Origin of the sequence: Daejeonella sp. (genome assembly GCF_046590655.1) — a bacterium.
Taxonomy (GTDB): Bacteria; Bacteroidota; Bacteroidia; order Sphingobacteriales; family Sphingobacteriaceae; genus Daejeonella.
Genome location: NZ_JBKJUM010000048.1, coordinates 1 through 13,846 on the forward strand (window position 1 = coordinate 1; position 13,846 = coordinate 13,846).

The 13,846-nt window shown below is 41.5% G+C and carries 14 protein-coding genes; 2 read left to right on the forward strand and 12 right to left on the reverse strand.

Annotated elements, in window-relative coordinates; translation table 11 throughout:
- Positions 1-7: 7 nt before the first annotated feature.
- The 9 genes from ACLL8Z_RS05435 to ACLL8Z_RS05475 form a co-directional block, all read right to left on the reverse strand.
- The gene (locus tag ACLL8Z_RS05435) at positions 8-388 is read right to left on the reverse strand and encodes an SRPBCC domain-containing protein (protein WP_411273750.1); all 381 of its coding nucleotides are present in this window, start codon (positions 386-388) and stop codon (positions 8-10) included.
- Between the two features lie 263 nt (positions 389-651).
- On the reverse strand, positions 652-831 hold the full coding sequence (locus tag ACLL8Z_RS05440; RefSeq protein ID WP_411273751.1) for a histone H1: 180 nt from the start codon (positions 829-831) through the stop codon (positions 652-654).
- Positions 832-1,146: 315 nt separating this feature from the next.
- Positions 1,147-2,043, reverse strand: coding sequence for a phosphogluconate dehydrogenase (NAD(+)-dependent, decarboxylating) (gene gnd / locus ACLL8Z_RS05445; RefSeq protein ID WP_411273752.1), 897 nt, complete (start codon positions 2,041-2,043; stop codon positions 1,147-1,149).
- Positions 2,044-2,048: 5 nt separating this feature from the next.
- Positions 2,049-3,341 (reverse strand): gluconate:H+ symporter, encoded by a 1,293-nt coding sequence (locus ACLL8Z_RS05450; RefSeq protein WP_411273753.1) that lies wholly within the window; start codon positions 3,339-3,341, stop codon positions 2,049-2,051.
- Between the two features lie 2 nt (positions 3,342-3,343).
- Complete coding sequence (locus ACLL8Z_RS05455) at positions 3,344-4,828, reverse strand: gluconokinase (RefSeq protein ID WP_411273754.1); 1,485 nt, start codon at positions 4,826-4,828, stop codon at positions 3,344-3,346.
- A gap of 10 nt (positions 4,829-4,838) precedes the next feature.
- Entirely contained in the window at positions 4,839-5,705 is an 867-nt protein-coding gene (locus ACLL8Z_RS05460) for a sugar phosphate isomerase/epimerase family protein (RefSeq protein WP_411273755.1), read from the reverse strand.
- A gap of 105 nt (positions 5,706-5,810) precedes the next feature.
- Positions 5,811-6,125: a putative PEP-binding protein gene (locus ACLL8Z_RS05465; RefSeq protein ID WP_411273763.1), complete on the reverse strand. Its 315-nt coding sequence runs from the start codon at positions 6,123-6,125 to the stop codon at positions 5,811-5,813.
- A complete protein-coding gene (locus ACLL8Z_RS05470; RefSeq protein ID WP_411273756.1) occupies positions 6,109-6,951 on the reverse strand; it encodes a PEP-utilizing enzyme in 843 nt (280 codons plus the stop codon). Before ACLL8Z_RS05470 ends, ACLL8Z_RS05465 begins: the two co-directional genes overlap by 17 nt.
- Positions 6,952-7,191: 240 nt before the next feature.
- Positions 7,192-8,625: a gliding motility-associated C-terminal domain-containing protein gene (locus tag ACLL8Z_RS05475; RefSeq protein ID WP_411273757.1), complete on the reverse strand. Its 1,434-nt coding sequence runs from the start codon at positions 8,623-8,625 to the stop codon at positions 7,192-7,194.
- Between the two features lie 278 nt (positions 8,626-8,903).
- Between ACLL8Z_RS05475 and pckA the strand changes: the two genes are divergently transcribed.
- Positions 8,904-10,514 (forward strand): phosphoenolpyruvate carboxykinase (ATP), encoded by a 1,611-nt coding sequence (pckA, locus tag ACLL8Z_RS05480; protein ID WP_411273758.1) that lies wholly within the window; start codon positions 8,904-8,906, stop codon positions 10,512-10,514.
- Between the two features lie 172 nt (positions 10,515-10,686).
- On the opposite strand, the gene ACLL8Z_RS05485 is transcribed toward pckA, so the two are convergent.
- Together ACLL8Z_RS05485 and ACLL8Z_RS05490 are read right to left on the reverse strand one after the other, a co-directional pair.
- The gene (locus tag ACLL8Z_RS05485) at positions 10,687-11,139 is read right to left on the reverse strand and encodes a cold-shock protein (RefSeq protein WP_411273759.1); all 453 of its coding nucleotides are present in this window, start codon (positions 11,137-11,139) and stop codon (positions 10,687-10,689) included.
- Between the two features lie 204 nt (positions 11,140-11,343).
- Positions 11,344-11,535 (reverse strand): cold-shock protein, encoded by a 192-nt coding sequence (locus ACLL8Z_RS05490; RefSeq protein ID WP_411273760.1) that lies wholly within the window; start codon positions 11,533-11,535, stop codon positions 11,344-11,346.
- A gap of 358 nt (positions 11,536-11,893) precedes the next feature.
- Here ACLL8Z_RS05490 and ACLL8Z_RS05495 point away from each other — a divergent pair, with 358 nt between their 5' ends.
- Positions 11,894-12,643 carry a hypothetical protein gene (locus ACLL8Z_RS05495; protein WP_411273761.1) on the forward strand — a complete coding sequence of 250 codons (750 nt, stop codon included), beginning with the start codon at positions 11,894-11,896 and terminating at the stop codon, positions 12,641-12,643.
- A gap of 185 nt (positions 12,644-12,828) precedes the next feature.
- Here the strand turns inward: ACLL8Z_RS05495 and ACLL8Z_RS05500 are convergent.
- Positions 12,829-13,846 (reverse strand): hypothetical protein (locus ACLL8Z_RS05500; RefSeq protein WP_411273762.1); only part of this gene is annotated, 1,018 nt, incomplete at its 5' end.

Here is a 13,846-nt window from a genome sequence, read left to right on the forward strand (position 1 = left end):
ATCGCTGTCACTCTTCGTAGAAATCCTGAAGCGCGCCAAAATAATTAAGATTCCATCCCTCTATCATATCCTCGAAATCAGAGTCGGGAATATTGGTATGCCTCAATTCGACCGACGTGCCATTTTTATCGGGATGAAGCAGAAAAGTCACGATAGACTCTTCAGGCTGATCACCGAAATACCACTGTTGAACTATTTTCCTGTTTTCAATGAACTCGATATTAAGTCCGGAAATACTATCATCCCAGAGAGAAAACTCAGAGCCTGGCACTGTACTCATAATTGCTTCTGAACCCGTCCATAAGGAAATGGTTAGCGGATTGGTTAGCGCCAGGTATACGTCTTCAGGAGGTGCCTGAACCAGATAATAATTTTTGTAGTCTTTCATTGGAATTTTACATGTTTTTCTGCCATAAGTTGTGCCTGCCTGCAGGTTGTTCCGGTTGGTTAGTTCAGAAGAAATTAATCATAAAAGCCTGACATTCCCTGTACTTCGCGTTCTAAAGTGCAGCTGGAATTTTGCCCGATATCCTCTTTTTGATATTCCTTCTAACTCCCGAAGGTATTTTCTTAGGGACTATAAATCCGCTAATAATAAAAAAACCCGCCTGATCTTAATCAGGCAGGTTTTTATACTGTTATAGTTCTATATTATTTACCGCCATTTTTCTTAGCAGTCACTTCAGTTCTGATCTCTTGAGCCAGGTTCTTAAGATCCTGCATACTTTTGCGAACGCGAGTTCCAGCTGCACTGTTACCTGAATTGTAGAACTTATTAGCGTCAGCTTCAACAGAAGCAAACAGGTCTTTCATTTGTGTAAACTTATCCATTGTTTTCTTTTTAAATAATTTGTTTAAGGTTTAACAAATCTAATTTATTTACAGGTATTGCCAAATCCTTTTTCAATTATTTTTCACCCGATAACATTTTATTCCCATAATGATAGTTTTTGGAAATTGATCTGCTCGGGGAATTTGGACTAATGACTAATTAATTTTTATTAAGCCTTTATAATCAATGCTTTATAACTAATTCCTCGAAGCCGTTACCATTATTCAAAATTAAATATCAATTCCCGGAAACTCGTTCTTGTACATTTCAGCAGCCTAATAAGGCACTTAAAAAGACAAAACGCCGTATTCTTATCATTTTTTAACAAGATGATGACCACCAAATTCATTTCTCAAGGCAGCCACAATCTTTCCAGCGAAGGAATCATCTTCTAGAGATCTATAACGCATAATTAGTGATAACGCAATAACCGGTGTAGCAATTTGCTTTTCCAGTGCATCTTCCAGAGTCCATTTACCTTCTCCGGATGAGTGCATAATTCCTTTTATTGAGCCCAGATCGGGCTCCTTACTAAGCGCCCGTTCGGTAAGCTCCATTAACCAACTTCTGACTACAGATCCATGATTCCAGAGCCCGGCAATGGCAGCAAGATCAAGATCCATCTGACTCTTTTGAAGCATTTCGAACCCTTCAGCTATAGCCTGCATCATACCATATTCTATTCCATTGTGGATCATTTTAACATAATGGCCGGAACCCGGGCCACCACAATATAAATATGCTCCTGGCAGGCAAATATCTTTAAGGATAGGTTCAATCTTTTCAAATGCTACTTTACTGCCTCCCAACATCGCGCAAATGCCATTTAACGCTCCTTCAATACCCCCACTAGTGCCGCAATCAAGATACTCCACATCCAACCCAGCCCATTCTCCTGATCGCCGGATTGAGTCCTTATAATTTGAATTACCTCCTTCAATAATCAGATCTCCTTTCCGAAGCATGGGTTTCAAAGTCGCAAGTACTTCGTCGACAAACTCCCCGGAGGGAACCATCAGCCAAACCAGGCGGTCCTCACCCAGTTCTTTCACTAAAGCGCTTAAAGAAGATGAAGTTCGAATCCCTTCTTTGTTGATAAGCTGCATCGTTTCTTGATTGAGATCGTAGCCAATTACGTCATGCCCGCTCCTTTTCAGATTAAGAGCCAGATTAAAGCCCATTTTACCCAGGCCTACAAGTCCTACTTTCATTGATTTTAATATAAGATTTCATTCAGTATTAACACCCCAAGCAGCCCCATAACGGAGACTATGCTTTCCATTACAGTCCATGTAGAAAAGGTTTGTTTTAAACTGAGTTTAAAGTACTCTTTAAACATCCAGAATCCAGTATCATTGATATGCGAAAACATTAAACTTCCCGCACCTACTGACAATACCATAAGTTCCGGCGATCCTCCTTCTCCTACAAGCGGCAATACTATCCCCGCAGCTGTTATTCCCGCCACCGTTGCAGAACCTAACGTTACACGCAAGAGCGCAGTTATCAGCCATGCAAGAAAAAGTGGTGACAAGTCTATTGAGGAAGACATGGTTTTAACAGTCTCCCCCACACCACTATCAATCAAAACCTGCTTGAAAGCACCTCCGGCAGCGATAATGAGGATTATCATTGCAATACTTTTTACCCCTTCGATACATGAATCCATTGCCCTGGCAACCGGGATCTTTTGAATAAAAATAGTCAGGATCACGGCTATAAGTAAGGCTACTGTGGGATCTGATAAAAAAACAAAAAATGGCTTTGATGGACTCGCAGGCAGAAAATGCATACCAATAGTCCCAATTATAATCAGGGCCACAGGGAGCAAAGCTGAAAGGAAACTCCTTAATCCCGAAGGAAGCAATTCCTCGCCTTCAGGACTAAATTCCGCTGGGGGATCGGGCATATTTCTTTTGAGAATGAGCCTCGGAAAAACTATGCCCCCTGCAATCACGATCGGAAGTGTTAATATTAAACCATAAATGAGAATTAAACCCACATCAGCCTTAAAAATTGATGCCAGAGCTACCGGCCCGGGGTGTGGCGGCAGAAATCCATGGGTTACAGACAATGAGGCTGCCATAGGCAATGCCAGATACAGAAGTGGTAATCTGGTGGCGGCGGCAACCGCAAAAACTAAAGGAACAAGCACCACAAATCCTGCGTTATAAAACAAGGGTATCCCAACCATAAGGCCCGTGAGCAAAATTGCCCATTGAATATTTTTATAGCCAAAAAATCGAATTAGTATAAACACAATCTTTTTTGCAGCCCCTGTTTCCTCAATCAGCTTCCCCATCATTGCACCCAGGGCAAGTACCATAACTATGCTACCGAGTGTGCTGCCAATTCCCGTACTAACTGTTGATATCACCTTCGCAACCGGCATACCCAATAATAAACCTGTGATAATAGAAACCGTCAGAAGGGCTATCATTGGGCTCCATTTCCCAACTATTAAAGCCAGCAAAAGAATAAGACCGAAGAGTACAATTAGCAAAGACATGATCAGTGATTGATTACGTTTAATTGATGCATACTATCTTTCAAACTAGAGTATAATCGTTTAAATATTAAGAAGTTTTGCGAATAGCAATTATGTCTATCCATATCAGGCTGGACAACCTTCCGAGCTTTCTCCGGTTCGTCCGGGTATTTTCCATTGTTCAAACCAAGCGTTTTCAAAGCCATAAAAGCAGCACCAACGGCGGATGCATCTTCGGTATGAATCAGGGCCAGCCGCCTTCCAGTTACATCAGCGAGTAGCTGCATCCATGTTTGTGAATTCACAAATCCACCACTAACGTTTATTTGATTAATGCTTTCAGACCCATTTTCTACCGCTATCAAAACGTCGTAAAGCGCGAAACAAATTCCCTCCATCACCGCCCGGCAAAAATGAGCCTGGGAATGCTGAGAGCGGATTCCAACGAAAGCACCTGAACTTTGTGAATCCCAGATAGGAGCCCGTTCTCCGTGTAAATAGGGCAGAAACAGTAAGCCCTCAGAGCCCGGAGGGATTTGGTGGACCAAGGCAAACAACTCGTCGAAAGCTTGTTTGCTGGCAGACTTACCCAAGAAACACTTGATCAGCCATTCTATAACATTGCCCCCATTATTAACCGGGCCCCCACAAATAAATGTGTTATCGTCCAGGAAATAACTGAAAGTCGATGCTGAGGTATTTAAAATAGGTCTTTCGCTAGCTATTCTGACTGCGCCACTCGTTCCAATCGTTAGGGCGGCAACTCCCTTTCGGATGGCAAAACTTCCCAAATTAGCAAGGCAACCATCGCTGGCTCCAATTATAAAAGAAGTTTTTTTATTTAATATTCCCGAAAGCGGCCCTGACCCGGTATTTGTATAATTCGTATTCACCGGTTTCGATAATTGATCTTCTCTGATGCCGGCCAAAGCCAGCAAATCTGAATTCCAGGTAAGGCTGGAAATATCGAGCATACCGGTAGAGCAAGCGATCGAATAATCTATTACATACTCACCGAATAGCTTGAACCAAATATATTCTTTTATTGAAATAAATTTGAACGACTGTTTGAAAACAGCCGGCATATTCTCCCTGAGCCAAATGATCTTGCAAAGCGGAGACATGGCGTGCACGGGCATTCCCGACAACTCATAAATATGCTGACCCTGTGCTGAATTTCTTAAACTGGTCGCGATGGAATCGCTTCTGCAATCGGCCCAGGTCATCAAGTCCGTGAGTTTCCTTCCCCGACTATCCACCGGAATCAAGCTGTGCATGGCACTGCTTAAGCATACTGCCACCGGACTAGCTTGCATTTTATCTACTATGTCGTGGATGCAGCTCTTAAAAGCCTCCCAAATAAGCTCTGGTTTCTGCTCGCTATAGCCCGCTTGTGATGAGTAGGTTGGGTAATGATATTGGGAGACCCCAATCACCGTGGAATCAAAACTGACAGCAACAGCTTTCACGCTGCCGGTGCCAATATCAATACCCAGAACATAGTTCATTCACACCTTATTAAAGAATGCTGCTTTTAACATGCTGAAAACTACGAGTGATGCTCTCATAAGGATCAATCTTTATAACATCCTGCTCTACAAAGTAATGTTTCATGCCCGACTGCTTGTATTTCGCGAAAATCTGTCCATAATCTATACTTCCTGATCCAACTTCTGTATAGGATTTGTCAGCTTTATCCATATCCTTTACATGCCACATGACGTACCTTCCCGGATTTTGTTCGAATAAAGCAACCGGATTTTTGCCAGCTTTTACAGCCCAATAAATATCCAGTTCGAACTTAAGATCTTGCGGATCAGTTTCACGCAATAAAATATCAAATCCGGTTGTCCCATTAAAATCGATAAATTCAAAATCATGGTTATGATAAACTAATTGCAAACCTGCTTGTCTGGCCATTACAGCTGCCTGGTTCAACTTCGCAGCAAGGGACTTATAGCTGTCAAGATTTTTTCTCAGGGGTGCGCTTAGATAAGGCACCGTAAGATATTTTTGATCAAGATCCTGGGCAGCTTCGATGTTTGCTTTCAGGCTATCCATATTGTTTTCGCCCAGGTAAGGTTCGAAATTATAATGCCCGCTCGGTGATTTTATGCCGTGGCTTTTCATAAGAGCTTTAAACTCCAGTGGTTTAAGGCCCCAAAATCCTCCGGTCGGAGAGAAACCGTATGTTTCAACTTCCTTAAATCCAATGTCTGCAACTTTCGCGATTACACCACGCACGTCTTTCGAGATCAGGTTTCTCAATGTGTATAGCTGCAATCCCACTTTCTGACGAGGTTTGCTTAACAGGTCCGCCGGATTTGCCAACATACCGGCACCAATCAGGGCCGCTTGCTGAATGAATATTCTTCTGGTAGTCATGAGTATATTTTAAAGGGCTTAATTTTTTTAATTAACAACAATTGTTCAAAAGCACAATATAACAGAGATAATTCTAATCTACGGCATTTCTTTTGATTATTCTTACTAACCAAGGTCGCTATTCCCGGCGTTCAGGACTTCCAGAATCCTCGCTGAATCTTCCATCTCCATCACTTTGTCACACAGCGCTCTGGCCTGAGTCATGCTTGTATTAAGTATAATTTTTTTTACTTCAAAGATAGATCCCGCATTCATTGATAACTCCCGAAGTCCCATTCCCAGCAGAAGGCGCACTGCCATCGGATCTGATGCCAATTCCCCACAAATTCCTACGTTTATGTTATTTTTCTGAGCCTGCTCAATGGTATACTTAATAAGACGAAGTACAGCCGGATTGAAAGGATCATAAAGGTGCCCGATCTATATTCCCCAACAGTGTTATTTCCGTTCCATCAGATGTTTCAGCTGCAACATCCATAAGTGATTTCAATGCTTCAGTCATACGGATATGCTCGGTTCGCAAACGAATATATTCATCCAGACTAGCGCTGTTAGGGTTAATAAGGACATGCCCACTTTTTCCGTCAAGAATAATAATGTCATTATTTCTGATGAGGTTAAGCCGATCTCCGCACCCCACAACAGCGGGAATCCCTTTTGACCTGGCTAAAATAGCCGTATGAGAAGTTTTATTACCTGACCTGGTTGCGAAACCAATTACATGCTCAAGATCCATTGTTAACGTGTCAGAAGGTGAGATATCCTCTGCGATAATAATAGTGTCCTTATCAAGTGTTCGTGCGGCAGTGTTAAACGAATTATTCAAATGCTTCTGAAGTCGGTTTCCAATATCCTGAATATCTGCCGAACGTGCACTAACTTGCTCATCGTCCATGCTTTTTAAAGCTTGAATCAGCCCATGAATCACAAGAATCAGAGAGTCGTGAGCCGTACTATTGGTGCTCTGTATTTTTTCTAAAACATGAATTCGTATTTGAGGGTCTCGCAGGAATTCAACTTGGTTTTTTAGTATGGCTATCTCCTCCTCCTGCAAATCCAGGTCTTTATTAAAAATAATAGATTCAACTTCCTGAATGGAGGTCTCAACTGCCTGATCAAATTTTGAGATCTCCGTAAAAGTGCCGGCGTCGCTTATGAGGGAAATACCCGTCAACGTAAACTCGCTTTTTTTTATTACAAAAGCCCTCCCTATAGCAATACCTGAAGAAACACCTATTCCTTTCATTGGTTTAAATTAACCAGACATATTTCCTGAAATACTTCACAAACATCCGAACAGAGATCATGAATTGTCTAACAACTATTATTCCTTAATCGAATTATCATACAAACAATTAATAGTTTTATACATGAATGTGCGAAGTCCTTTAGTATACTGCTCCGCGGTACTACTTCCATTTACAATTACAACAACCCGAAAGGTTCGTTCGGATTGAAGAACATGATGCTGTATTATCATTGGTATCTAGAGAATGGTTAACGATCCCCGGTGAATTCTTTCTCCATTACCCAAGTCAATGGTATAATAGTAAGTACCGTGAGGTAAGTTCTGGCCATTGAATTTACCATCCCAGGCCGTTTCATAACTCTTACTCTCAAAGACAATACTACCATAACGGTTGAATATCTTAACTAATGCTCCGTTATAGGTGGTAAGGCCGGCAATATTCCACTCATCGTTAATTCCATCACCGTTGGGTGTAAAGCTATTCGGGATAACTATTTTAGGAAAAACTTTAACAATCATCACATCACTTACACTTACATTGCAGGAATTCGTTATTTGGAGTGTATAGGCAGTTTCGACTGGCGGACTTGCAATAGGGTTTAACAAAGTAGGGTCATTCAAATAATTTGGTGGCGTCCACAGATAGCTGAGATTGCTGCCCTTGGCATTAGCCTCCAGTTTAACTTGTGTTCCCAGGAGCATAGATTTGTCCGGACCCGCATTAACCTCGGGTTTGGGATTTATGCTCACTCCACGGGCTTCTGAAACAGTTCTACAACTAATAGAATTTATGTTTGACAACTCGGCAACGGTCAACCTGTACTTATAGCCCCCTAAAACAGCCGATTCGATAATAGCGGTAAAGCTTTTTGTGTTTCCACCTTGGATGTCTTTCCAGCCTGAACCCATATCAACTTGCCATTGGTAAGCGGGAGTATTATATCCGGTCGAAACATCGGCACTTAAGAAAACGGTCCCTTTTTCACCTTCACAAATTGATGTTGATTTAATGTCGCCATTAATGTAAGGATTAATAATAGGTCCACACGCGCGGAACGTAATATCATCAAGTGCAAGGTCATTGCCGTTTCCGCCGGGTGCATTATTGATAATCTTCAAAGTAACCTGTGATATATTCACTGGCGTTGTAAAAATCATCGCGAATTTTTTCCATTCCGGGATCGATGACTCAGGAATGTCGCCAGTTGAATATTTTCCCAATTCGGTACCGTCGGTGGATTCAATAATAAAAGTCAGATTTGGCTTAATTCCTCGGGCAGAAGGCTTTAAAACATTTATAACATAAGCAGCAAACTCAAATGTTGTTCCCGAACAAAGCCCGTTTATTGTTTCTCTAAAAAACTCTCCCGGTGCTGTAGAGGCATTCACAAGCATCATATTACCGTTACTATCATCCGGCGTATGATCTTGAAGAACATTATGCCAATTTCCCCCGAAACAGCCGGAAAAACCGTTGGTTATTGTATAACTCCCATCGTTAGGGCAGGTATTTGTTGTAAAGGTATAATTAGTGAAACTGCCAGAATTTTGGGTGCTACTATTGCCGAATGAAAAGTTTACTACCGGATCGCCAAAACTGCCTGTACAAACCTGTGCATGTGATATACAAGGAAGGAGAAAAATTAACAACAAAAACGCGGTGTACTTCAAGGTATCGATTAAACAACTAACCAAATTTAGGAAATTTTTTAATTAACCATCGTATAGCAATTAACCGCCGGCACCGACTATTTGGATATCTATACTAAAAGTTTATCAACATAAACATGGATTTAGCTTATGGTTATTTTCAGCTCTAGTTCATTGAGTACCAAGTTGAAATAACTTAGTGTACTTATTACAACATCTTGATTTTCAAGAGGTTTTTATTTGACAATACAATTAAAGGTCTTAGTTTTGCCCCAACTAACCAAAAAGACAGAAGTGATATGAGACGAATCACGATCAATAGCGAGGTTCCCGATTTGGGATACCTTGAACTCCACGCGCAGGAATTTTTCTATCAGCTCAGCCCGGGTGAATTAACAACGATTGCCCTTGATAATAACGAGGGTGTTATCAGCAGTCTGGGGGCTCTGGCCGTAAATACTGGTAAATTTACTGGCCGCTCTCCGAAAGACCGTTTTATCGTAAAAGACCAGCTGACCAGCGAGCGCGTTTGGTGGGGTGATGTAAATTTTCCATTTTCAGAGCAGGACTTTAACAAACTTTACAATAAGTTTATAACCTACCTGAAAGACAAAACACTTTTTGTACGGGATGGATCAGTCTGTTCTGATGAAAACTATCGTTTGGGCGTAAGAACAATTACAGAAACCGCTTATCAGAATTTGTTTGCCCATAACCTCTTTCTTGATGCGGATTCTTTAGGATCGGAAAACCCGGAATGGACAATTATAGCTGCACCTGGTTTTATGGCCAACCCACTCTATGATGGTACCAGACAGGAAAATTTCTCCATCTTAAATTTCACGCGTAGAATCGTGCTGATCGGCGGCACCGGGTATACCGGAGAAATAAAGAAGGCAATGTTTTCTGTATTAAATTTTCTTCTCCCCTCACAAGGTGTTTTACCTATGCATTGCGCAGCAAACAAGGGGCAATCAGGTGATACAGCTATCTTCTTCGGTTTGTCAGGAACGGGTAAAACCACATTATCTGCCGACCCTCACAGGGAACTAATTGGTGACGATGAACACGGGTGGAGCGATCATTCTATTTTCAATTTTGAAGGAGGTTGTTACGCAAAAACTGCCGGCCTGACCATGGAGAAAGAACCACAGATTTATGAAGCTATTAAAGCTGGTGCCCTCCTGGAAAATATCGGCTTCCAGCAAGGCAGTAACGTGCCTGATTTCAATGACCTCTCAATTACTGAGAACACCCGGGTGTCATATCCAATGTATCATATCCAGGGAGCAGCAGTTCCTTCTATTGGCAGTGTTCCGGAAAACATAATTTTCCTTACTGCAGATGCCTTTGGGGTATTACCACCGGTTTCAAAGCTTAGCGTATCTCAGGCTATGTATCATTTTTTATCCGGATATACGTCGAAGATCGCCGGAACCGAAGAAGGAATAAACGATCCTCAATCAACGTTTTCAGCCTGTTTTGGGAAGGCTTTCCTGCCACTTCATCCGGTAAAATATGCTGAACTCTTAGGGGAAAAACTCCGTGAGAATACAGTAGGTATCTGGCTGATAAATACAGGCTGGACGGGCGGCCCTTACGGGATAGGAGAACGAATAAAACTTTTGTACACGAGGAATATGATAAAAGCTGTGCTGGAAGGAAAGCTTACTTATACATCCTTTCAGCCGGATGGAGTTTTTGGCCTGATGATACCGGATAATTGTCCGGGAGTTCCATCAGAACTTTTGAATCCGGTGAATACCTGGGCTGACCCGGCCGAATACTTTAAAAAAGCTTCCACTCTTGCAGGGCTATTTAGCGAAAACTTCAAGCAGTACGAAGATTTCGCAGATGACGAAACTAAAATGTCAGGGCCGACAAAAAGGACACTGAAAGTTAGTGCTTGATGCCTGAATCCTGTTGGCGTCCGTAAAGAAGTGAATATTTAAGTATGATTGGTGTTATCACCAATCGTACTACCTTTGGTGGAAAACTAACCGCCAGGATACCTGGAAAAGATTTGTTGGTAAGATACCAACAAATCAATTGAATTATTAATGGTCCAAATCAGCTCAGCAATCAGACTTTCTTAACCCTTACAGCAGTCATTCCTTTTTGGCCGGGTTCAATTTCAAACGTGACTTTATCATTTTCTCCAACAGCCTCAGAAAGTTCATTTATATGAACAAATATACTTTCCTGGCTTTCTGAATCCTTGATGAATCCATAACCTTTAGATTCATTAAAGAAAGTAACTTTCCCTTTACGGATCAAATCACCCGGTTGAATGGCTTCTTGTTTTGGAGTTGCAATTTGGATATCCTCCGTAATGATTTTCTTTTTCTTAGTAGGATCCGGCGGCGTTGAAGTTAAATTACCGTTTTCATCCACATAGGCCATCATTTCATCAAGGCTTTTTCCTTTTACCACATTATCTTTCCGCTCTTCTGCCTTTTCCCGTTTTTCCTTTTGCTTTTTAAGCCTCTTTTTTTCTTTTTCTTTTTTATTAAATGTTTCTGTCGATCTAGCCATACTTTAATTTAGCGTACTCCTTTTTCTTTTTAATTCGTTAATAAATATAGTAATTCATCTTAATGTTGAGTTGTGAATTTCTATAATATAAGCCATAAGCTTTGAGCTTCCGGCTGGCAGTTGTTTTTTTATTCAAAAGAACGTGTCACAATAAAAAAGCATCCTCCATAAGGGAGAATGCTTCACGAAATGAAATATAGTATACTAAGCTACTGTTACATTTACCGCGTTCAGACCCTTACGGCCTTCTTCAACATCATAATTAACTACGTCATTCTCGCGAATGCTGTCAGTTAGACCTGAAGTGTGTACAAAGATTTCACTTCCACCATCACTAGGTGTAATAAATCCGAAACCTTTAGTTTCATTAAAAAATTTTACTGTTCCTTGTTGCATTATATTGTTAATTAATAAGTGTGCAAGGTACGGTATATTATCGAAATAAAATAATTATCAGCGAATAAGTGGCGGAAGGGTTTGAGAGGATGCGATAGCCCCGTCCTCTGCAGTAGTTTTGCATCATCGTTGAAGTTCAAATTTAACGGAATGTGTCTGCAAAAAAGCGACTGCTGCCGGCAGGGTTTAGGTGGCTTGGGTGGTGCACTGATTAATGTCACTTTGGACACCACGATTACACTATTTAACTTTTTAGTGTTAAGCTTTGTTAAACTTTTACCAGATGGATCCTTAACTATTAAATTCGATCAACATTATTAAAGATTACAACCGAATGCTGCGAAAACCTTTTATAGTGATGCTTATAATATTAAGTAGTCAATTAAGGGCGCAAACCTTTCGTGCCCGGGTACTAGATATCGTTACAAAAGAACCTATTTCTGGAGCGACGATAAAAAGCAGCTCATTCACATTAACAGACGCAAACGGCAATTTCAGTCTAACAAATGCCCGGACCGGCGACACCATAAGAGTCTTTCATCTCGGTTATAAGCCATACATTTTCACATTCAATTCACTACACCCCGGCCTATCCTCGGAGACACCGCCTGATATTTCTCTGGAACGAAATAGCATATTCCTTAACGAAGTATTTGTGAGGTCTCTTCGAAATTCAAAAGCAGACTCAATAAAGAACCGGGAGACCTTTGCAGCGGAATTTGCATATAGAGCCCCGCGCTTCAAAGACATTTTTGTTATGAAATCGCCCGAGGAATCTATGGCCCGGCATGTTAATGTCCATCGCGGCAATAACCCATATAGTGCATCGTCTCTAGTAAAGGTCGACCTCTTAAGCATAGTAAGCCTCCTGACGAGAAATGACGCCGCACCTTCCAAGCTGCAAAAAGCTTTAGTTCAAGATGAATCCGATAAGTATATCGATCAGGCCTTCTCCAAAGAAAGAATTATTGCCCTCACCAAACTATCTGGCGATTCCCTGAATAATTTCATAATCCAATACCGGCCATCTTTGGCTTTAAGTCGAATGATGACGGAATATGAGATGATTGGATATATACGGAGCAGCTATCTTGAGTTTATTAAGTAAGGTTCTATAGGTGCCTCCCTTGAGTCAGGATTCAGACTACCAGCAATTATCCGGTGACAGCAGGCAGCGGTGCTGGCGGAAAGTTCTGACTATTGCGCGACATTCTTAAAAAAAAATACAGTACCCTATTGCAGCAGCTTGCCATCCCATTTCTGTATAAACTGCTACCAGACTGCTTTGGACGATTATCTGATCCGGTATCCAACGGACAATCCCGGGAAAAATGGAAATATATAGTTTACATCAAAATCATAAATAGCTGAACTATTCAAACGAAGCATAAATCCGTTATACGACTGCAGTCGATAGCCAACGGTAAATAAGGGAGACAGCCCGACCGAATTCTCATTGTTGAAAAAATTATCATCTTTCTTTAGATCAAAGTAAGTGGTTAAGCCAAGGCCCAGTTCCAGGCCGCTGCGCTTTTTTCCAAAAATATAGTTCATCCCAATAGGGACACTGATTACATCATTATAATTACCCAAACCGACGCGGTATCCCAGCCCATCGTTCCTGTCGACGGAAAAGCGCTGATCGATCTGGGCGCTGAGCGCACCACCGGCGCCCCCGAATTCGATGAAGGCATAGGCCTTTTTCCTCCCGGTGTTTTCAGGGGGTTCGGCAACCATGTTAGTGTTACGAAATATTTTACCCTGATAAATCGGGAAGTCTATTTTAAGACCCAAAAAAGTGGGATCGTCATAATATAGCCATTCAGATGAAGGACTCTGGAGAGATTCAAATCCCAATCCCAGACTTATACCATTCTTGAATACTTTGCCAATCGTAACTCCATAAATTATGCGGTCTACGTAATCATTTACTCCCAGGGCAAAGCCACCTTCCGTATGAACAAAGAATTTCTCCGCAACCCAAAATTTCGCACCAAGCTTAAACGGCGCTATGATCACCGTCTCGTCGATTAAATTGCGATCCAATTTGTAAAGATTAAATCCCGCAGAGACTGTAGCAGAAATAGACTTGTTCAAAGATTTCTCCAGCCCAAATTTCATTCCCATCATGTGCTTGTACTCTTCTGTCAACACTGCGCCAGCTGCTAGTCCGAATTTGATCATTAAATCGCGGCCGCGTGGATCAGGTGAAGCAAAAGATGGTAAACCTGACCGTTTGTTGAAATGATTTAACCCATGATAATCGGAATGTTTAAGATCAGATTGGCCAAAACCCTGATTCGAGTATAGG